Here is a 21,591-nt window from a genome sequence, read left to right as displayed (position 1 = left end):
AGAAAAGCGGCTTTGTCGCCCTAAGAGATGAGCGTCTTCATAACGGTTTTCAGCAATCTAGCCGATCCTAGTTCCCTTTGGGCTTTGCAATGACAGAGAGGGTTGTGTGAAAAGGAACTATGATCCGCTAAATGGCCGGAACTGGGGTAATCGTAGCATGAAAGGGAACTGAGGTCTGCTATTTAAGCAGAACCTGCTGATTCCGACGGAGAAATGATGAAATAGCGGATCGTAGTTCCCTTTGGCGTGGAATATGGTGGTTTTCAGAATTATAGCGTACTGTAGTTCCCTCAAACTCGCGATCATGACACATTTTGCTAGTATCGCGGCTTCACGTTCCCTTAACTCCGCGGGATTGCAAAGCTAGCGGATCTCATTATGCCAAATAGCTTATTTATACACATGTCTCTTAGACCTTCGTCGATTGTCAAGATAACCTGTCGATGGTTGACTTGACATACGTCCCCAGACAAGACCCGGCTCCACTCCTTCCGTTTCTCCGCATGAACACATCGTTCAGAAACCCAAAAACTAAAAAGGTAGAACCCCTTAAATCCACGCAAAATTTATACTTTATTATTCTAAAAAAGACGCTCTCCCCCCGAAAGAGAAGATGCGTCTTCGTTTCCTTAATTCTGATCTCTATTCCCTTTAAAATAAGCCCAATCTGTCTGTATGCCCACAAGAAGTGCAGGTTGACTGGAGCTTCCAATCATGAAGGTTCCAGCTTGCGTGCCGATAGAGATCGGAGTGCCTTTCGCCAGAGTTCCCGTGAATCCGTTCAATTGGCTTTTCTTCATAATCCCCTCTGTCAGCACTCTTCCCGACTTCCCTGGTATGATCCGCTCCAGCGTGATGCCTACAAAGCTCTCAGCAGAATCACCGGCGCTCATGAGCCGCAGCGTGTTAGTGTCCGTATCATAACGCACGGCTGCAAATCGGGGAATGCCCACAGCTGTATGATTTTGCAAGGTCAGCTGCTTATCTGGCACCTGTGGATAGTATTCCGTCCCTGTGACGTTATACTCCGCCGTTCTTCCTGAAGCTCCCAGAACGTTATTCATTTGCGCTACAATATAGGCGTTGGGCTGATTCGTATAATTCTCATTAAATACGATTGTTTTGGTTGTTCCATCTTCAAATGTCACTTGCAGTGTTTGGTTCAGGAACGTGCAATCCCCCAGCCTTCTGCCAAGCGTATTATTAACATCAATGTTGGTGTTAAGGCCTACTTTGATCCCGGAAATATCCCAATACCCGTATAAATAGCCGCTCAGCCCACCGCCTCCGTCCCGGGTTTCATACGACCCCAGAAGAGCCGGCACAGCACTGCCGCTGACCCATACACTGGAACTGCTGCCAGTCGACTTGCTGAATATGGCCAGCGCTCTTCCCCGGTGCTCATCCGAATAGCCAATAGGTGTGCTGTTGTTCAAAGTAACTCGATAATCCGCATGGTTGGCATATTGATTTTCCGGCTTTTGGGTAATCCAAGGCAAATCGTCCTGAACCATATAAGTGCCTATAATCTCGGTGTCATTGAAGATAACCTCATCTCGGGTCCCGCTGCCTAACGATTCGATCATAATTGGCTTCAAAGTTTCCGTAGAAACAATTTTGCTGTTGTTGATGACATTGATCTGTGGTTTGGTGAAATCCTCCCGATTGTGCACATACCAGCCATCAGCTTTGGACACAAAAGTACTGCCATACACAATTTCCGTTACACCGCTGGCGGAGCCATACCCCCAAGCGTGGGAACCAACCCCGCTGATTCCTCCCCATACTTTAGCCGGATCTAAGTCGTCCGGTGGCGTAATTCCCGGATGCGCAGCCACCCAGCTCTTTCGATAATCGACTGCTTCCAGATTGCCGTAATGCTCGATATGAGCATTTTTCACGATATGGATCGCATCCTTGTTATTGCCATTGTCTTCGCTGTGAATCGGATATCGCATGTTTTTGGCAGTAACTGTGAGATTCTCCAGATTGGCTGTTGCCTTCAACCATAGCGTCGATTGATTGGTAATTTCACTGTTCGTGGCTGAGGCAGCGTTCTCTCCCTTCAGGATAACTTGATCTCTGTCGGTTCCTCGCAGCGTGGTATATGGCTTCACCACCCAATTTTTCTCCGTATATACGCCTGGATAGATTTCAATGACATACGGCTTCGCAGAGCTGCTATCCTGGATGCTGTCATTAGCCAATTTGGGAGAGAGGAAATCGCCGCTTCCGTCAGACTTAACGGTCAAAGTAACCGTTTCATGAACGCCTGATCGGACGGTGACAGAGGAAGCAGCCGTTTTCCCGCCATCTACAGTTGTAACCGTAATTTGAGCGATTCCCTCTTTTTTCCCATAAACAGCCCCATTCACGTCTACGATGGCCACTTCTGGATTGCTCGAGCTCCACACAACTGATCTTTCCACCGCGTTAAGTGGCAGTATTGCCGCCTTTAGCCTTGAGGTCGTTCCAGGACTCATCTCTATCGCTGTTTTATTCAAACTGATTCCCGACACTTTAGCTGGAATTGGATCATTGGCATAAGTCACTGGACGGATCTCCACGTCATCCAAATAATAGCTGTCTGCGGCTGCCGGAAAATCCGTATAGATATACATCGTCAAATTCGTAATATTGCCAGTTTCATTCAGCTTAAAATACCCTTCTGCCTTTTTCCAGGTGGAGGCATCCATAGCTGGCCCCGTGACCATGACCACTTGTTTGGTTTCTCCGTTCACTTTGTACTGCAAGCAAATCCGGAGTTTCTCCCCCGCTGTGGAGCCGGCAGCCAACTTGCCCCAAGCCGAGTAATAGTATTCTTTCCCATTCTCTACGCCGGGGAAAAGTATTTTCCCATAGGCATAATCCTTGGTGATTTTCACAGACTGATGGCCGGAATGAGACTCCGTGGTGCTTAGCTCCATGGCGACTCTTTCGCCGGAGTAGGCAAGCGTGCTCATTTCCATCCCCGGGTCTGTCAACAGATTATCTCCTGTTAGTTTGAAGGGGCCTGAAACATACAAAGTTTCCGCAAGCGCATCCCATGATGTGTTGTATCCAAACAATTCTTTGAGCGCATCAGATGAAACAAGCAGGTCATAGCTGGACGCTACAGGAATATGCTGCAAAGTTACAGCCGTATTTCCTTTATAAGCGGTAAGCTGATCTGGTATGACCCGAATAACGATGCCATTCTTGACAGCAAGGATGGCGCCAGTATCATCCCGTTCTGCCAGTATCCCATCCTTCGCCAGAACTTCGGCCAGCGGCAGCATGACGCTGCCATCCCTCATTTCCAGCGGTGTTACGGTTTTCATCGGTTGCCCGTTCAGACGCATCTTCACACCCGTTAGGGGGACGTTGATGATTCCGATCTGGTCAATGCTGAAATCACCTGTCGTTGTCAGGGGATCGAACCGGATGGCTTCAATGCTTCCCGTCCATTTCTTATTGCTCCACATGGGAACATAATAGTCTGTGTAACCGCTGTCATTTGGTTTTATAAATAAACCAATTCCTTTGGCTTCACTCCATGTTTTATCGGTTTCCGTAATGAAATAAATCTGCCCGGCCGTATCACTGGAGCTATTTTTCATGCGGATATGGATATATGGATTGTCTTCTGCAGATAGGCCTAAGCCAGCCGGCGAATGGATGCCTGGATCGCTGCCCGTCGATGTACCCGAATAGTGGCCTCCACTAACGGTCACATGAGACACTTGCTTCGCAACCGTCCAGCCCTGAGTGTCCCCATCTGTGTTAAAATCCCACAACTTGCTGTAAGTTAGCGGTGTGGTCTCCGTGATCGGCGGAACTTCCACCGTTTTGGGAGGCACAATCCGCCCCTCGGGATACAAGCCCCGGAGTCTTTGTTTCTGCGCCTCAGTAGGCATCGCATCCGAATGTTCTCCGCCTTCCGTAAACACGCTGCGTACGGCATTCAGATAATTGAAACCATGAAGTCCAGCAGGCATAATAAAGTGGCCTTCTCCATACTCATTCCAGTTGTCCAAGAGAACCATTTTCCGGCCCACACTATTGGCTGGCAAGGATGGCACAAAGGTATCTTTCACCCATTGCCCCGTTGACTGAAACTCGGCAGGCGACGCATAATATCCGGCAGGACCATCCCAAGCGCGATCATCCCTCCCCATGCTGACAACGGGAACGACATCCATGGAACCAGCATCTCTTTGCTGCTCAAGCTTTGTCTTCTGCAATTCTTCCTTGCCTGCATAAGCTCCCCATGAGTAGGAAAACATCGCATCCAGTCCCGCTTCGGTCTTCATTTCTTCGATAACAGCAGGGTCAGCGCTTGAATTGGAGATCAAAATAATGACATCATCGAAGCCGGCATCTTTGCACGCCTGTCTCAAATAGTCCACTTCCGCTTTAACCCCCGCCGCCGTACCGCCAAAATTCCGTTTCAAACCGGAATAACTGAATATCCCAATGACAGGCTTATTATCAATGACGACATATCTGGGATCTTTGAAGTAATATTCCATCCAGTACGGCACGACATTGTTCCGGAAATCGGCGCTCCCGCTAACTTTGGACGAAGAAGCCTCCCACATGATCATGAAATCGGCTTTATTGCTGTATTTGGCATTAAAATAACCATCATGAAGCGCCGCACCCAAGCGAGGCTCCTTGATCGGCTTCCCTTCCGTGCCTGTTGGTCTGTACCAGCAATACATCTGGAAGTTAATGCCATGTTCAGCCATCCATTTGATTTCCCAATCGGCGACCTCCGGGTTGCCTTCATCATAAAATCCAAGATATGGCACCCTTTCTGGATAAGGATTGATGCGATCCCACCCGAGGTGCTGCCCCTCTCTCCACAAGGAACAAGCTTGAGTTCCTACTAACTCGCCACTGGGTGGCACCGGGACAGGTGCGGGCACATAATCCTGTGGCTCTGCCGCCTCGTGATACAGGAGAATATCATCCAAGGACATACTTCCTCTATTGGCGCCTTCGATTGAAAAAACAACATGGTCAACTGGGCTCAATGGGACATCGATTTGTTCCACTTTCAATTTGCCGTTCAAATACAGATCTGCTTTGCCTGTCTCTGTATTCAGTTTAAGCTTCACATGATACCACAGGTTAGGGATATAGTCGTAAAAACCCACTGTTTGACCACTTGTGTTTTTATAGGCGAATTTGCCGTCCTTGGTAAGCCACTGGAAAACTGTTGTGTCTTCCTTTTTTAGGGCTGCTGAGAAATCGTCCATCTTGACTGGCATAAATATTTTATACTCAAAAATCAAACTTCCTTCCTGAGCTGGAATGGATTTGTCTATACGCATAGCTGAAGCAGCTTGAGCTGCGTTCATTTTCAGACTAAACACATCCGGCGGCTTGGCATTATCCATCTTCTCCACGGCGATCACACCGCCATTCGTCTGTGACTGCCAATCCTCAGGCAAGGGACCTTGAACCATTGAAAGAAACCTTTCATTAATGGCATACCCTTTGTAAATCTTCACCGGAGCGAAAAACAGCTCTCCCGTTGTAACATCACCTGTAGTAACGAGAAAGTTGTCTATCAATGCCACATCATGAGTAAAATTCTTCTCCGATGCCTTCAATAAACCGTTTACATAAATCTGAACTTTTTTTGTGTCCAAATTAACGATGACTTTAACCCCATATTCCGTATTCGCATTAATCGTCTGAAGACTGTAACTGGCATCGCTGGATTCAAGTACTAGATTGCCATTCTTCACCCCAAGGCTAACCCCTTCGGTGACTCCGCTGCGAAGCTGCCATTTTACGCCGTTAACGACAGCTGGCATCTTAAAGCGGTACTCCAGAGTAAAGGTCCCGCTGTGCTGGGAGCGGATTTTTTTGTTCATGGATACGGGAAGCACATCACTGGTATCACTGATTTTGAACCAACTGTTGAAGCTGTAGGAGATGGCGCCCCCCGCCCTTTTCACATCCCAACCACTGGGTACAATATCCGTAGGCTCATAGGAGGTGGCGAGGTTAGAAAAATCTTCATCCAAGATATATTCCGCTTTGTCCGGAGAAGCTGTCGGATCGGCATAAACCGTAGAAGCTTCCCCTGGATTTACGATTAACGTGGACAACATGCATACCAACATAAGGATCGCTATGAACCTGCGCCTTGGCCTCATATCACTTGCCCCCTATCATGATTTAACATGCTCGTGCATCTCCTGGCATAACATCAGCAAGGCAATCCCTTGGCCCCATGGCATGATCAAGTCCCGAGGAATTGCATTGTATTCCTGTACACTTTGTTGAATGCCCGTTCCTGCCGAAACACTCGTCACCGTTCCTTCCTCCGTAATATGCCGAAGTACAGCCTTATAGCCTCTCTCCGCGCAGCGCAAGTATTTGCGATCTAAATACCCCATCTGCACACTTTTCCATATGCCATATACAAAGCCCGCCGTGGCGGAGGTTTCCTCGTAGGAGGAGGCGTCAGTTAGAATAGTGGGCCACAGGCCCGTGTCATTCTGAACAGCTGCCAGGGCTTCAACTTGCCGCTGAATTCTTCCGAAAAACCATTCCTTCTCCTGCTCATAGCCTTTCAAGGTTGTGAATATTTCCGGTATGCTGATCGTGACCCAGCTGTTTCCTCTGGCCCAGAGACAGCCGCTGAGATGATCGTTGCCTGATAAGCTGTAGCCATGGTACAGCAAGCCATTGTCCCCTGTTTGAAGGTACTCAATATGCAGTCTTGCCTGCCGCAGCCCTTCCTCAATATAAGCCGCATTATTCACCATCTGTCCCAACTCGGTTAGGAATACCCCGGCCATAAATACGGTATCGACCCACATCTCTCCGGCAAACTTATCGTTAATGACGGTATGCTCAAGAGCCCCGTTGGACAGCCTTGGAGCTTCTTTCATCAGCCAACTGGCGAATTTTTCAGCAAAATCAAGATAATGCGGTTCTCCTGTTTCTCGATAAAGCAGCAAAACGGAAAGCAGCGGTGCAGTGGTATTAATGTTGTACGAAATCTTCTGGCTTTGCGCCATGTTAGCGTCGATGAACGTCTTGATGAAGTTATAAATCTCCTGGCTTCCTGTCGTCTCATAAACTTTCCGCAATCCATACAAAGCGACGCCTGCGCCCCAGTCCCAATCGCCCTTCCTGTCTACATTAAAATCCATCTGCATCGTTGCTTGCGCTACTTGCTCCAATATTCCTTTCACATTACACACCTCCGGTTATTCCTGTTTGACGGTTATTTGGTTAAAATCGTAAATAGCCTTATTTCCATTCGACCTCACTTCAATCACTCCACTGTTAAAAGCGGAAGCCATATAAGGTCCGTTATAGGTCGGATAAGGAAAGATTACCGCTTCTCCTTGTACCGTTCGCATGGATTGGTTCATGAACAGCTCCCCCACTTGGAAGGAGCGGTACGTTATCTGCATTCGGACAGGATCGAAATCTAGGCGGTTCTGCACAATCATCCTGCGAAACGACGCAAAATCCGCATAGGTCCGATCATCTCCCACTTCGCAAATAACCGCATTGCGTCTTCCATGGCTGATGATTTCCCTTCCGGCGAATTCACCTTCTGTTGTCCAGTTATAGCCATTGTGGATAAATAAGGAGATGTAGACCCCTGATTTTCGCAGGAAAAGGTAATTGCCTTCTTCTTCCACCTCATCAAAGGCATCCCTCGGAACATGGACGTGAATCCAATGCAGCGCTTGTGCCTCTGGAATCTGATACATGGCCATCACGACATTTTTTTCGCCAAAAAAGTGGCCGCAGCCGCAGCCCAAATCTCCCGTCCAGTAGCCATGCTCGCTCCCTTCTGTGCCGTGATGTCCTGGGTGATGACTGAAAATTTTCAAGTTGGTTGCCTCTGGAAGGCTCAAATCCCACTGATGCTGCTGATGATGGGCATACCAGCCCGCTTCGCTGCCCTGAGCATAGGCATCTTGATAATTCACAGCCCCCATGATAAAGCGGGGGGTGCAATACGTATATTTGTTGATGCTTCCTTCTTCCTGCGGCAGCTGCTTGTGCGGCGTTTCACAGGTGATGCAGTGTAAATGCTTGCTTTCTTGATGAACGTAAGCCTTCGTTCGCCCCAGTGCAATCTCATAAATCTGCTGAGAGGGCCGATAACTCGAACAAATGGCAGCAATCAGGCAGGGAGCCTGAATCATCGCTCTGTAGCTATGCCCGAAATACAGCTCGTATATAGGGAATGTACCGCTGCGGGCATGATCCAAGGCGACAGGCGCATAGATTCGGCCATGAGCGCCACCGTACAAACCATCGAGGCTATCGCATACCATGTCCAGCAGCAATACATCCAGCATCATCTCGGCAAGCTTAACTAGTTCCGGATCATTGGCATAATCATAAAGACACAGCAGGCACTCCATGACTTCCGGCAAGTAGCTGGAGGAATCAAACTCTGCCCATCCCCGCCTAGCGCGGAATACAAGGTATTCCCGGAGGAAGTTTCCTTCCTCCTCCAGAAGTTCCCTGCCTTCTTTTCCATACGCCTTGAAGCACTCTAGCGGAAACTTCTGTGCGGCTAGATACCGCGACGTATGGAAAAGCAGCATATGATTCTCCGACTTGTATTTGCTTTCAAAATCATTATGCAGATAAAAATTTCGGATGGCGCTGCAGGCCTGTTCCTCCAAAAGCCCAACTGATTCAAACTGGTATAAGGCGCGTATAAGCTTTATCGCGGCAAAATCCGATTCTCCTTGCGGATCACGCCCATAAAGATGGGGATGCTTAAACCACTCGGCGGAGCGCACCAAACTCTGATTGCTTGCCTTTACATAGATGGCTTTAGTTAGGTTCGCTATGGCGATGCCTCCGTATAGATCCTTGGACAAATCCTGCTGGATTTGCTTATCGAGCAAGTAGACGCTTCTTTCCTCGAAGCTCATGATGGCCTTGCCTGCCAGAATCTCTGCATCGCTGGACAATTGAATGAAATCCATGTTATCTCACCTTATTATTTTTTGGCTAGGAATTGGTAAATGTCTTTGGTCAGGAACGCATTCTTTTTATTTTGCTCATACCACTTCGCGTACCAATCCAGCGTCTGATTTTGCCCAATCTTCTGTTTTAAGCTTTTCAGGTCGTTCATCGCTTGATCAACCGTATAACTGCCCCCGCTAACGACTGTCTTGGCGATTAGGTCCTTGCTTTGCTGGGTCCAATCGTTGTTAATTTTGAGCAAATCAGCTGGAAGCGTTGGCATATGCTCAAGATGAGTTAGCGTATACAGCGGAACAGCAGGATTCTCGTACAGATCGCGGGTTTCATTTTTGATTTTGCTCCATTCCTCGGCATTCGGAATCTCCTTGTTAACAACTGGAATATTGCAAATCTCTTTGGAATCAATCGTTGTCGCTGACATATACAAATCCGTGTTATACCCGATTTCAATTTTGCGCAAATCCGGATTAATCGCTCTCGGACATCCCAGCTCATCATTTTTCCAATGAACGTTTTCCGTGCCGAACTTGAGCGTTTTCCAGGTCTTCTCAGCCAGCATGAAGTCCATCTCTTTCATGGCAGCAGCCGGATCTTTGGAGCCCGCATACACGACTGTCGTCATCTGAAGCGGATTCAGCATTCTGATCGTGTATTGTCCGAATTCTGTCTTCGGCATGAGCATGGGAGCTATCGTTGCCTCTTTATTCGTGCTGCGAAGCGTCGTCAGAAAATCAACATTCGCGTTGTCAGCCACATAGATGCCAAGCTTGCCGGACAGAAAGTCTTTCTTCGCCTTCTCGCCATTCTTATCCGTCAAATAATCACGATCTACGACCCCTTCATCAAACAATCGTTTCTTGAAGGAAACGGCCGCTTTCATTCTTGCCTCATCTTCGACCAGCTTGTCATCTTTAATGAACATCGTATTGCCATGCATCGCGTCAATCGCCTCATCGCCTAAATAAGCGAGCGAATAGCCGTAGGTATCCTTTTTCCCATTACCGTCAGGATCCTGCTCTGTGAACGCTTTCGCAACTTTAAGCAGTTCATCCGGTGTTTGGGGGATGGGCAGCGAAAGTTTTTTCAGCCAGTCGGTGCGGATGAAAACAGCTACTTGCACGGAGCTGGGAATCACACGTCCCATTTCATACATTTTGCCGTCAGGTTTCGTGCCGATCTTGCGCAAAATCGGATACTTCTCCAGCATAGCGGTGTAGTTGGGCGCATATTGCTTGACCAGATCATCCAGCGGCAGCAGCTGCTTCTGACTGTAGAGCTGATCCCGATAACCCGTTTCAAATTCATTAATCACGTCAGGCGCTTCTCCAGAAGCAAACAACGTATTAAATTTCTGCTTGGATTCAAACCTCGGAACGGCAACAAATTCCACATCTGCAGGCCCGTTTTCATTAATCCATTTCGTCCAGCGATTGTTCGTAATCGAGCCTTCCGCCGCTGGCGTATTGCCACGGTCATAGAGCGACATTTTGATTTTTCCCCGTTTCTCAGGTGCTGCTGATGCCCCCGCTTTGGTTGGGGAAACGGCAGCTCCACTGCTCTTCTCTTGAGGTTTACTGCAACCAGCAGCTACCGTCCCTGCCGCCAACAAAGTGACCACTGCCAATAACGTACTTTTCTTCCTATAGTCGCCCAATTTTTCCATCCCCTTTTGTATGTATCAACTAGATTTCTAATGTCATTATCCTATCACGATTTCTCGGTTACCCTTTAATAGCGCCAAGCATCACACCCTTTACAAAATACTTTTGCAGAAGTGGATAGACAATCAGCATCGGCAAGGTCATGATCACAATGCCTCCGGCTTTCACAGCCTCAGGCGACATATTTTCCAGATCTTCCGGCTGCAAGGCAATCGTCTGAATCAGCATGCTTTGACTTTGCACCATTTGCTGAACGAATACGGTCAAATTCATCTTTTCTGCATCATTGATGAAGATGAGAACGTTTAGGAACGAATTCCAGTAGCCAACCGCCAGGAATAAGCAAATCGTAGCAACCACAGGCATGGACAAAGGCAGAAATATTTGCACAAGAAGCCGCCATTCCCCACAGCCGTCGATGCGCGCAGACTCTTCGATTTCGGCTGGAATTCCTTCGAAATAGCTTCGCATGAGCAGCAAATTATAGGCGCCAACCAACCCTGGGAGCCATAGGGACCAATAGGTGTTGATGAGCCCGAAGCTTTTTATCAAAAGAAAGAAAGGAATCAGTCCGCCGCTGAACATCATCGTAAACACCATAGCCAGCGTCATAAATTTACGCCCATAACAGTATTTACGAGACAATGCGTAAGCCGCAAGAGTCGTACAGAGCAAGCTTAACCCAGTTCCGATTACAGTGATGTACAAGCTGTTCATGAAGGAAGGGATGACTCTCGAACCGATAAAAAGGGTTTTATACGCTTCCAGATTGAAATGAATCGGCCAAAGCCAGACGAACCCGGAATCAATGGCCGCTGAGTCGCTGAACGAAACAGCGATAATATTGATCAGCGGTATTAGGCAGCTGACAGCTGCGAGCAGCAGAATGGCATGAACCGATGCATGGAACCATTTTCCTGCGGTATTTTCTCTCATGTTTTCACTTCCTTTCAAGCCCGATTACCATAGACTCTGGTTGAATTTGCGGGCAATTTGGTTGGCAGTTAGGACGAGTGTGAAACCTACTAGGGATTCAAATAATCCCATCGCTGCGGGAACGCCGAACTCGCCCCCCTGAATGCCTATCTTGAATGTGTACGTGCTGATAACCTCCGAAATATCGGCGACTACGCGATTCTGCATCACATAGATGTGGTCGAAGCCGACCTCCATGACACGTCCTATGCCAAGAATCAGCATTAGAATGATAGTCGGGCGAATGCCTGGAAGCGACACATGCCACATCTGGCGCCATTTGCCAGCACCATCCATAGCGGTCGACTCATACAAGCTTGGATCAATCGTCGTAAGCGCTGCCAAATAAATAATCGCAGAGAAGCCAGCCTCTTTCCAAATACCTGAGCTAACAAATACGGTAATCCAGGAAAACGGTTGATACAGAAAGGCAAACCGTTCAAACCCAAGCTTCTCCAGCACGTCGTTCACCATGCCGGTATCCTGCGAAAACAACGTAATAAAGATGCCGCCAACAATGACCCAAGACAGGAAATGGGGCAAATACAACAGTGTTTGCACAATTTTCTTAAACCACATTTTCCGAACTTCATTCAGCAGCAAAGCAACCAATATCGGAACTGGAAATCCAATAAAGCTAAGCAAGCTCAGCATAAAAGTGTTCCGAATAATCTTCCATCCTTGCGGATTCGTAAATAAATAATCAAAATGCTTGAATCCTACCCACGGGCTGCCCCAAATGCCATCCCAGAAGTTGTAGTCCTTGAAGGCAAGGATGATCCCGCCCATCGGCGCATACTTGAATAGAATAAAACATACAAGGGCTGGAGTTAGCATGATATATAACGGAATATTTTGCTTGATATACTTGCGGCTCCTCTTTTTCGTATCTTTGGCTTGACTCCAAGTTTCTGTTTCCCTATCCATAGCTATGTGCTTCGAAGATACTTGCATGAGACTTTACCTCCTATGTCGCCCTGCGGAGCGTGATATCGCATGGTTGTGATCGTTTCTATTCCGCTCACAACTCAACAGTACACGGAAGTCTATCGACACGGCAATTCACACATTTAGACGCGATGCACAACTTCAATAATCCGCAGCAGATCAGGGTTTTATCAACAAAAAACGACCTCTTCAAGGACTTTGTGAAGCTATCCTTGAAGAGATCGTTTTCGTCTAATGAAACTCCTTGCGATAATCGCCAGGTGTCCGGCCCACGAGTTTCTTGAATACACGGATGAATGAAAAGGTGTGTGTATATCCAACCTTCACGGCGATTTCCTGGATTGCCGTAGATGTCGTCACCAGCAAATGTTTGGCCTGTTCAATCCGCAATCCAGCCAAATAATCAATAAATTTCTCACCGAATTCTTCCTTAAACAAACGGCTTAAATAGTTCGGAGTCAACTTAAATCGCTCACTCAGCATAACAAGCGAGAAATCGGGATTGTTAAATTCATCCTCGATATAAGCTTTCACTTGATCGATCAGATCATGTTGGCTTCGCTGCGCGCGAAGCTTATCGAGCCGAAGGCAGGCATCCTGCAGAATAGCATGCAGTTCTTTTTCCAATTCATCTACGGTGTCGAAGCTCGCTACCCATTCATTAATTGGATTCAGCGCATATTCTCGCCAGCATTCCAGATATTCCGGGGACAACCCTGACATTTCCTTGTAGAAGTGAAACAACAAATAATTCATCAAATTAACAACTTGCTCCCGGGAAAACAGTTGGTTCCGAATTTCCGCAAACAGGGCATCATAGTGGCGTTCCCACTGCGCTTCACCGTTCCTGAAGAAGTGAACCAGTTCCCGAATCGCAGGAAGCGAGCGGAAGATTTCTTCGCCCGATTTCGTGTTGATATCCTTGAAATCAATGACGCTGCTGACTCCGAACGTCGTCTTATAGCTGAGTGCTTCCAAGGCTTCTTCATAGGAACTGGATACCTGTTGAAGGCCTGACGCTTTCGTTCCAAGTCCACAGGTAATCGTAATGGCTACATTGGTATGGACCCAATCCACCGTTTTGCGCATAATTTCATGAAGCGGATCGCCGGATGCAAACTCATTCGGCATCTGACAGACGACACACAGCCGATGTTTTTCGATCCATTCCAGACAGATCAGGATGCCTGCATTCTGACTCAGCTCTTGAACAACGTTATCAATGATGAATTTAATCAAATATTGATCCTTATTCGTATAAGCTGAGGTGAAGTTCGAATACTTGTCGATTTCGAGAATAGCTACCCTATAGGGATCATTCGTCTCCTGAAAGCCGAAGTGCGACAGCTCCTTGTCCCAGCCGTCTTCAAGCTTAAGCTGCGTTCCGGTCAGCAATTGCTCGAACAAATATCGCCGGCGGTAGCTGAAATTCTCATCGTTTTCCAGTCGATACTTGCCGAATTGCTCCAACAGATGATCCAGCAAATTGTCAATAATTTTGAATTCATCGTGCTTCACTTTCCCTAAAATATGGGGCTTCTGCAGCTGCAGCGGAACGGAAGAGAGCCGCTCCAGCAGCGACTCAATCGGCTTGTAGTTTTGCCGGCTCACGTATACGATCCATAAGGCACCAGCAAGAACCGTGATAATGCCAATCACCAACCAGAATGCATTGAGGTTCGACAGAAAGCGAAAGACGACACCGTCGATGAATCCGCTGCGGATCGTCCAACCCGTGTATTCCGATTTAATTACGGTAACATCTTCCCGGTTCGCGCCTGCTGCTCCGCTTATCGCATCGTCACCAATCATGTATTCGCCACGGGCATCAAGAAGGTGCAGATAACTAAATTTGGAACGGGACACATTGTCAAGAAGCTTTGAGAGCGTATTCAATTTAATATTGGCAACAAGTACGCCCTCCGTTCCCAGCGGCAGCGGCATCCGCATGACCAGCGACACCACAGGTGTCGTTACACCGGAATTGTCGAGATACTCGCGACCAATGTTCCAGCGATTAGCTGGCGGAGCGGCCATTAGCGTATGCAAATAGGGACTGTTGGAGAATTGTTCAAGTCCCATCATGGACGTATCGCTTAAAACGATTTGGTCGCGGGTGCGATATAAATAGACCGAATCAATCTCACTGAAGCTGTCTCGCAGTAAAATCAATTTCTTATATACGTCGCGGTCGTTCAGATAACGGTTCAGAGCTAACGGAGATGTACTGTAAAAGTCAATGACAGATTGGTCATCAAGAAAAGTCTGCACGATATATTGTTCGACGGTTCGCAGTTTGGAATCCATATATTGCATCGTATTTTCTGCATAGATCTCATTTGCCTTCAGCGCCTGTTGCTTGGACAACTCACTCATCGTGACGAAAAAAATCCACAGCAGCACAACAATAACAAGAATGAAGACGGGTAAATAAGCAAATACAAGGCGGTTTCTCCACTTTTTCCTCATCTGCACAGCCCCTTTATTCGTACAAAGTACAACGTTACCGTTCGACAAGTCAATACGCAATTCAAAGAATCATGCACAATTCTCATTTCTTTACATTCAATTTATTATTCATTTGTCCTTTCTGGATGATTTTTCTTATATAATATAGATACTACACATAAAGGAGATCCCGCCGATGTTAACTGCCGATTTCATGCGCCAAGAGCAGCCTAAACTATGGGAGCTTGCGCTTCGTTTAGCCCCCGCACTTTACATGGATACCCGTGAGCCTTTCGTTCCAATTCGTGTTGGGGTTACCGCATTTGAACAGTCAGGTCCCTCCCAATCCTTTCCCCGAACGATCAAAGTTGATCATGCACGTGTTAAGGTAGTCGTGGAGTATGCTATTTATTGGGACTACGACATTCAGCATATTTACGATTTAGAGCATGTTTGGGTGTACATTGGACATAACGATGAGATCATTTCTTGCGAAGTCAGCTTCCACGGGAAATATATGATTGGTTTATTAAGCGATCGCAGCAATATACAGGAAGATGGCCGCGTTCAGGTGTATGTGCAGCCTGGGAAGCATGCGATGGCAGCGCTTGATGAGCTGTTCCGCTTACTTCCGGATGTAGAAGCAGTCAACAACGAATTAGCCGGAAACGGCGGAGTATTGGAAAACGAGATGTTCCAGGGGCAGTTCAAATTCGGCGCTAACATCGACAAGCTCGCCGAAGATCATCTCCGCACCTTCAGCTTCCAGCCCAGCTTCATCTATACACCTTATGAATGGACACCCGACATGTTTGTGACATGGGACGAGCTTAAAGCAGAAATACCTGTACGCATGCGAGCACTTCTAGAAAGCCTAAGCAACTAACAAAAGAGGGGCTGTCCCATAAGTAGATAAACCTGCTTGAGGGACAGCTTTTTTGCTTTTTTGATTAGGATTCGGAGAGGCTCGACTTTCTCTAAACCTGCAATTATACATCTTTTTTGCTCTTGGAAGAGCCGCAACGATGAAATTCCTGCGTTTGTGCAGGTTTTTGAGGCTTTTTCTGAATGTACGGCTGAAAAAGATAAAAATGCCTGCACAATTGCAGGCATTTCCACTATTTAACCGAATTCGCTTGGAAATCCCTGTATTTTCGCAGGCTTTTACACTTGGGTGAACGGATCTGGTTTGGAAGCCCCATCATCCCACATGAAAGTAATCAACCCCATCATCTATCGACGCTTTCCTACTTAATTCGGCTTATGGGACAGCCTCTTTTCGTGTAGCAATTACAGTTTTAAAACCATTAAATCTTCATCTGCATATTGCCCGTTGAACTTCAGCGCGTTTGGTTCCACGCCGTAAACTACAAATCCCAAGGACAAATACAACTGCTTTGCTGAGTCATTATTTGATACAACCATTAAGTTTATTTGCTCTAAACCATCGAGATTTCGTGCCAGTTTTATCAATTCCAGCATGAGCAGCTTGCCTAAACCCGTCCCTCGTGCCAGCGGTGCTACATACATGCCGTAAACATTGCCCTTATGGGCCGTTTTAAGACTATTTTCACGCACAAAAGTCACAATGCCAACTAGCGAATCACTGCCATCAAAAGCCCCTAAAACAAATTTGCCAGAGGTCGGCTTTAAACGTTCCGCTACCGTCTCTAGTGAAAATTCCACTTCTCTCTCATACGTTGACCCGAATGCATCAGGACTGACTTTTAGCGAACTCAACCGCAGCTCTTGATACAATTGGGCATCTCGTTCGTGCAAGATACGTATATGCATTCGCTCTCCTCCATCTGCCCTACCAGCGTCATACTACTCCGCCGTAATAGCAAATATTTTGTGATCTTCCCACGCCCCGTTAATTTTCAAATACGTTTTAGCTAAACCCTCGTGTCTAAAGCCTGCCTTTTCTAACACTCGAATAGACGGCAAGTTTCTTGGCATGACCGAAGCTTCAACACGGTGCAAATTAAGCTCGCTAAACGCAATTTCTACACATAATGAAACTGCCGCGGTTGCATACCCTTTGCCGTTGTACTTTTGATCTATGTAATAGCCCATAAATGCGTTTTGAAAAACGCCGCGAGCAATGCCTGTTAATGCGATTCTTCCGACCAACTCATCATTCTTTTTAAGAAAGATTCCAAAAAAATAAGATTGATCGTTTTGCGCCCCTTGAATACCAATGGCAATCTCATTTTCTTGTCCTTCTAAGGTAAAATGTGATTCGTCCCTGATCGGTTCAAAGGGTTGGAAAAAATCGCGATTTCTGCGCTTTATATCAAGAATAGCCTCGGCGTCCTTCATTTCGAGAAGTTTCAAATAGATGTTGCTGCTGCTCAAATCATTTCCTCCCCTTGTTTCCCGATATCATCACCGCTACTCGTGGATAATCCATCAGTCTAGCTCCTTGATCATCCTCCAAACCACATATTTGCTTGTCTCTTCTTCCAGCAGCCTCAAGCCGCATTTCTCATAAAATTTAACAGCAAATTGATTGGTCGGAGAAACTCTCAAATGATACGCCTTCACCTGATGCCTATTGAAAAAGCTTTCTGCATATGCCAACAAGTGCCGCCCAAGCCTCTTGCCGCGATACTCAGGTGTTAGGTAAAACAGATTTACGTAACCAATATCACTCCCCTCATAGGGAACGATTTGAAGCTCAATTTGGCCAATCGGTTTGCCGTTATCTTCAACAAGAACTAATCCATCAGGAAAGGATTTGATTCGTTCTTCAATGCGTTTTACGTAGTCATCTTCATCACCAAAGCCTTCATCACTTCCAAAGCTCACCCTATAGGAATCTTTGCGGAAAGAGATAATCGTTTCTCTATCATTCTTAATATCAATCGTTCTGAATTCCATAATTCCACTCCTTACAAGGTATCAACATGGCAAATTGTCTTTTCTCAGCGGCGGCAGAAACGCTACAAATAAAAGTAAAAGCTGACGCCGCGCTCTGTATTTACCGCCCCGTATCGACTTTCATGAAGATCCAAAATCTGCTTAACGATGGCAAGGCCTAGTCCCGTTCCGCCGGTTTTGCGGTTTCTGGACTTTTCAACCCGGTAGAACCGCTCCCATATGGTCTCCAATTGATCTTCAGGAATACCTTCTCCTTCATTATCAATCGCCATGCGGATGCACTCGCCCTCATTTTCGATGCGAACGGTAATCTCGCTCCCCGCTGTGGCATGCCGAATTGCATTCATCAGCAAATTGACCAGCATCTGTTCTGTTTTCACCTGATCCGCGTGGACTTCGTGTTCGCCAATGATAATGGTGACCACCTTCAGCTCCTTTTCACCCAGGTGATTGGATAGCTTGTCGACGATATCCTCGACTTGATCACTCAGTAGAAACCAGCTCTTTTTCAGCTTGATTGTCTTCGATTCCAGCTTCGCAAGTTCCAGCATATCTTTGATGAGCGCTTCCATCTTATCTGTCTCACCCAAAATCACTTCGAGATACCGTTCCCGCTTGCTTTCCCCGATCCCGTCCCGGATGCCCTCGACATACCCCTTGACGATGCTGAGCGGCGTTTTTAATTCATGCGAAACATTGGAGATAAATTCTTTTTGCAGCTGCTCCATTCGCTGCTTTTGCTCCATATCTTCCCGCAGTTGTTCATTAGCGTCATACAGTTCCTTCAATGTGTCGTCCAGTTTCTCGGACAAGCTGTTCAAGCTGCGTGACAAGCTCCCGATCTCATCGTTGTTTCGGATGGGCGATTTCACTGAGAAATCAAGCTGGGCCATTCGCAGGGCGACTTGATTCAGGGAGAGCAGCGGTTTCGAAATGATTTTGGTGTACACGCTCGAGAGCAGCAAGATGAGAATAATGCCGCCAATCCCAATATAGATGTAGAATAAACGCAGCGCATCATAAGCTTCACTGATTTGCTGAAGGGAGGCCAGCACAATGATCAGCTCGCTCACCTTTCCATCGCGCATAAGGGGTCGAATGAAAACAACGCTGCGTGTCCCACTAATCGTATCTGTCCATTCCTCTTCAATCATTTTTCCGTTATCTAAAATGCTTTTCCGTTCATCTGTCAGCGGGAACCATTCTTCAAGGGCAAGAAACAAAATGCCTTGCCGCGAATTCCATTGATTAGTCGAAGGCAGTACAACGTCGGTGATAACACCCGAAATTTTAACCAATGGCTCGTTCGTTACCGTATCTAAATTGCCTATATCCTTGGGGCCATCCTCTCGATGAATCATGACCGGGTAGAAGAGATCCTTCGTGCTCTGTTCCTCAAAGTATCCCTGCACCTCGATCTTATCTCCGCGCTGAAGGTTCGCATCCAACAGCTTCCTCAAGTTGGAATTCAGTAGAAAGGAGAGGGAGATGCGAATTGAGTTTCCATTATCATCCTTAATGACGATACGAAACAAGTTATCATACTTCACATTGCCTTCAGGGCCCAGAATGGCAAGCTGCGCTTTATTTTGGTTGATGAACAGCGCCATTTCGCGAGAAATACGGCGATCATCCCAACGCTTTTTCTCGTAAGTGTCACTGAAAGTCTTAAGCTGTTTTTCTAATGAAGCGGTTTTCTGGTGCTGATAAAAGGTTTCAAATAAATTAAGCTGCCCCACCAAAATGATCGCGTAGAACAACAGAAAAAAGAAGGCTGTGAATGCAAACAGCTTCATCGTAACCCCTATTCTTCTCATCGTTCCTCCTCGAATTTATACCCGGATCGAATGACAGTGCGAATATGGCGGGCTTCGTCTCCGAGCTTTCCGCGCAGCTTTTTGATGTGCGTGTCTACGACGCGCAGGTCACCGAAATAATCAAACCCCCAAACGTGATCGAGAATCGTTTCGCGGGAGAGCACAATGCCCTCATTTTTGGACAAATATAGCAGGAGTTCGTATTCCTTGGGCGTCAGGTCGATTTCCTGTCTATTCACTTCGACCCGATGCGACCTTCGATTAATGGAAATCTGCCCAAAATTCAGAAGGTGCTCGTCTTTCCCTACGGTTCCTTCGACACGCTTCATCAGACTGATGGCTCGAGCTACGAGCACTTTGGGGCTGAAGGGTTTGGTTACGTAATCGTCCGCCCCCAACTCAAATCCAAGCATTTTATCGTCGTCCTCGGATTTGGCAGTCAGCATAATAATCGGTACGGCTGATTGGGCGCGAATCCGTTTGCAGACAGCCCATCCGTCCAACTCCGGCATAAGAATATCCAAAATAACCAGATCGGGATCCAGCTTTTCCAGCATTTCCAGCGCTTGCAAGCCATTCTCCGCCTCATAGACGATCCATTGCTCCCGTTTGAAATAATCGCCCACGATTTCGCGGATCAAACTTTCATCTTCAATAAGCAAAACCTTGCGATCCATGCTGCAGCTGCCTCCTCTACGCTCGTACGTTATAAGACAAGAATAGCGGATTCTTGTGTTTTCTATGTGTTCTCAGATAGAGCTATTATACAAAATTACTCCCGATAAAACACATGAAGGACACAACACGCCGCTATAATCAGGATGGAGCAGATAGAAATTGAGGTCCTGAAAGGAAGTCGTTTATGAATATCAAGGCTATTTTGCAAAAAAAAGAAGTGCAGCGCTTTGCCGTATTAGCATTGTTTTGCCTTGTTCTCTATTTTATTCGCAGCATGCTGAATCTTGTTCTACTGACGTTCTTGCTGACATTTTTAATGAATCGGCTGCACCAATACAGTAAGCGATGGATCGAAAAAATTGTTCCCGTCAACTCCAAATTTCTGCTTGCGCTCATATATGGTGCCCTTCTAACGCTGTTGATTGTTGCAGGCGCAAAATTTTTCCCTGCTCTGGTCCGCCAAATCGCCCAGCTGTTCGAGCTTGTCAGGCAGCTCTATGACAATCCTCAAAACGAAGTGGCGGGCTACATAACCACATGGTTGGACAGTCTTGACCTTCCAAGCATGGTGAAGCCAGGCTTCGATTTTATGATCAAAATCGGCAACCTTGGATTTCAAGCCTTTTTGGCCTTGATGCTCAGCCTGTTCCTGCTGCTAGGCAAAGAAAACGTCATTCGATTTACCGCTCAATTCCACACCAGCAAGCTGGGCTGGTTCTCCAGGGAAGTTGAGTTTTTCGGCAAAAAACTCGTTCAGACGTTCGGCAAAGTCATCGAAGCCCAACTGCTGATCGCCTTGATCAACTCCTTGCTGACGACCTTCGCGCTATGGCTGATGGGCTTTCCCAATCTGATCGGTTTGGCCTTGCTTATTTATGTCCTTGGGCTTGTACCGGTGGCTGGCGTCTTTCTATCACTGATTCCATTAAGTATGATTGCTTTTAGTTTGGGCGGATTCACTTATATTATCTACCTAGTTGTTGCTGTCACGATTATTCATGCGGTGGAGGCTTACGTGCTCAACCCCCGGCTGATGGCATCCAAAACGCATTTGCCCGTCTTCTACACCTTTCTTGTTTTGCTCTTTTCCGAGCATTTCTTCGGCATTTGGGGATTGATCATCGGCATCCCAACCTTTGTTTTCTTACTTGATATTCTGGATATTCAAAAAACGGAAAAAACCAAACTTACCAACACCTAGAAAAGGAGTG

14 protein-coding genes are annotated in these 21,591 nt (G+C 46.9%); 2 read left to right on the top strand and 12 right to left on the bottom strand.

Translation table 11 applies throughout. The features are described 5' to 3' along the window. Positions 1-629: 629 nt before the first annotated feature. From BC351_RS29575 to BC351_RS29545, 7 genes are all read right to left on the bottom strand, one after another. Positions 630-6,152: a glycoside hydrolase family 99-like domain-containing protein gene (locus BC351_RS29575; RefSeq protein WP_079417769.1), complete on the bottom strand. Its 5,523-nt coding sequence runs from the start codon at positions 6,150-6,152 to the stop codon at positions 630-632. 15 nt (positions 6,153-6,167) lie between these two features. Beyond that, positions 6,168-7,199, bottom strand: coding sequence for a glycoside hydrolase family 88/105 protein (locus BC351_RS29570; RefSeq protein ID WP_079417768.1), 1,032 nt, complete (start codon positions 7,197-7,199; stop codon positions 6,168-6,170). Positions 7,200-7,214: 15 nt separating this feature from the next. Then, positions 7,215-8,969 (bottom strand): hypothetical protein, encoded by a 1,755-nt coding sequence (locus BC351_RS29565; protein ID WP_079417767.1) that lies wholly within the window; start codon positions 8,967-8,969, stop codon positions 7,215-7,217. Between the two features lie 14 nt (positions 8,970-8,983). Then, a complete protein-coding gene (locus tag BC351_RS29560; RefSeq protein WP_158082273.1) occupies positions 8,984-10,624 on the bottom strand; it encodes an extracellular solute-binding protein in 1,641 nt (546 codons plus the stop codon). 67 nt (positions 10,625-10,691) lie between these two features. Further along, entirely contained in the window at positions 10,692-11,567 is an 876-nt protein-coding gene (locus tag BC351_RS29555; RefSeq protein WP_079417765.1) for a carbohydrate ABC transporter permease, read from the bottom strand. Between the two features lie 24 nt (positions 11,568-11,591). After that, positions 11,592-12,533, bottom strand: a complete 942-nt coding sequence (locus BC351_RS29550; RefSeq protein ID WP_144028571.1) for an ABC transporter permease — start codon at positions 12,531-12,533, stop codon at positions 11,592-11,594. A gap of 252 nt (positions 12,534-12,785) precedes the next feature. After that, positions 12,786-15,023, bottom strand: a complete 2,238-nt coding sequence (locus BC351_RS29545) for a helix-turn-helix domain-containing protein (protein ID WP_079417762.1) — start codon at positions 15,021-15,023, stop codon at positions 12,786-12,788. 175 nt (positions 15,024-15,198) lie between these two features. Between BC351_RS29545 and BC351_RS29540 the strand changes: the two genes are divergently transcribed. Then, complete coding sequence (locus BC351_RS29540) at positions 15,199-15,888, top strand: hypothetical protein (protein ID WP_244209213.1); 690 nt, start codon at positions 15,199-15,201, stop codon at positions 15,886-15,888. A 404-nt stretch (positions 15,889-16,292) separates the two neighbouring features. Here BC351_RS29540 and BC351_RS29535 read toward each other — a convergent pair whose 3' ends face one another. The 5 genes from BC351_RS29535 to BC351_RS29515 form a co-directional block, all read right to left on the bottom strand. Further along, on the bottom strand, positions 16,293-16,796 hold the full coding sequence (locus BC351_RS29535; protein ID WP_079417760.1) for a GNAT family N-acetyltransferase: 504 nt from the start codon (positions 16,794-16,796) through the stop codon (positions 16,293-16,295). A 33-nt stretch (positions 16,797-16,829) separates the two neighbouring features. Beyond that, a complete protein-coding gene (locus BC351_RS29530) occupies positions 16,830-17,339 on the bottom strand; it encodes a GNAT family N-acetyltransferase (RefSeq protein WP_425270949.1) in 510 nt (169 codons plus the stop codon). A gap of 75 nt (positions 17,340-17,414) precedes the next feature. After that, positions 17,415-17,885: a GNAT family N-acetyltransferase gene (locus BC351_RS29525; protein ID WP_079417758.1), complete on the bottom strand. Its 471-nt coding sequence runs from the start codon at positions 17,883-17,885 to the stop codon at positions 17,415-17,417. A gap of 62 nt (positions 17,886-17,947) precedes the next feature. Further along, a complete protein-coding gene (locus tag BC351_RS29520) occupies positions 17,948-19,702 on the bottom strand; it encodes a sensor histidine kinase (RefSeq protein WP_079417756.1) in 1,755 nt (584 codons plus the stop codon). Beyond that, positions 19,699-20,379, bottom strand: a complete 681-nt coding sequence (locus tag BC351_RS29515) for a response regulator transcription factor (protein WP_079417754.1) — start codon at positions 20,377-20,379, stop codon at positions 19,699-19,701. The genes BC351_RS29520 and BC351_RS29515 overlap by 4 nt, the downstream gene beginning before the upstream one ends. 185 nt (positions 20,380-20,564) lie before the next feature. On the opposite strand from BC351_RS29515, the gene BC351_RS29510 reads away from it, so the two are divergent. Beyond that, positions 20,565-21,581, top strand: a complete 1,017-nt coding sequence (locus BC351_RS29510) for an AI-2E family transporter (RefSeq protein ID WP_079417752.1) — start codon at positions 20,565-20,567, stop codon at positions 21,579-21,581. The last annotated feature ends 10 nt before the right edge of the window (positions 21,582-21,591 follow it).

The sequence above is a fragment of the Paenibacillus ferrarius genome (assembly GCF_002027705.1).
Taxonomy (GTDB): domain Bacteria; phylum Bacillota; class Bacilli; order Paenibacillales; family NBRC-103111; genus Paenibacillus_E; species Paenibacillus_E ferrarius.
The sequence above is the reverse complement of the archived record's forward strand: the minus strand, read 5'-3'. Positions and strand labels throughout refer to the sequence as shown.

Bases quoted from the DNA above. Each gene is read 5' to 3' on its own strand.
- BC351_RS29575 (WP_079417769.1), bottom strand. From the start codon at position 6,152: ATGAGGCCAAGGCGCAGGTTCATAGCGATCCTTATGTTGGTATGCATG.
- BC351_RS29565 (WP_079417767.1), bottom strand. From the start codon at position 8,969: ATGGATTTCATTCAATTGTCCAGCGATGCAGAGATTCTGGCAGGCAAG.
- BC351_RS29555 (WP_079417765.1), bottom strand. From the start codon at position 11,567: ATGAGAGAAAATACCGCAGGAAAATGGTTCCATGCATCGGTTCATGCC.
- BC351_RS29550 (WP_144028571.1), bottom strand. From the start codon at position 12,533: ATGGATAGGGAAACAGAAACTTGGAGTCAAGCCAAAGATACGAAAAAG.
- BC351_RS29545 (WP_079417762.1), bottom strand. From the start codon at position 15,023: ATGAGGAAAAAGTGGAGAAACCGCCTTGTATTTGCTTATTTACCCGTC.
- BC351_RS29540 (WP_244209213.1), top strand. From the start codon at position 15,199: ATGTTAACTGCCGATTTCATGCGCCAAGAGCAGCCTAAACTATGGGAG.
- BC351_RS29535 (WP_079417760.1), bottom strand. From the start codon at position 16,796: ATGCATATACGTATCTTGCACGAACGAGATGCCCAATTGTATCAAGAG.
- BC351_RS29525 (WP_079417758.1), bottom strand. From the start codon at position 17,885: ATGGAATTCAGAACGATTGATATTAAGAATGATAGAGAAACGATTATC.
- BC351_RS29520 (WP_079417756.1), bottom strand. From the start codon at position 19,702: ATGAGAAGAATAGGGGTTACGATGAAGCTGTTTGCATTCACAGCCTTC.
- BC351_RS29515 (WP_079417754.1), bottom strand. From the start codon at position 20,379: ATGGATCGCAAGGTTTTGCTTATTGAAGATGAAAGTTTGATCCGCGAA.
- BC351_RS29510 (WP_079417752.1), top strand. From the start codon at position 20,565: ATGAATATCAAGGCTATTTTGCAAAAAAAAGAAGTGCAGCGCTTTGCC.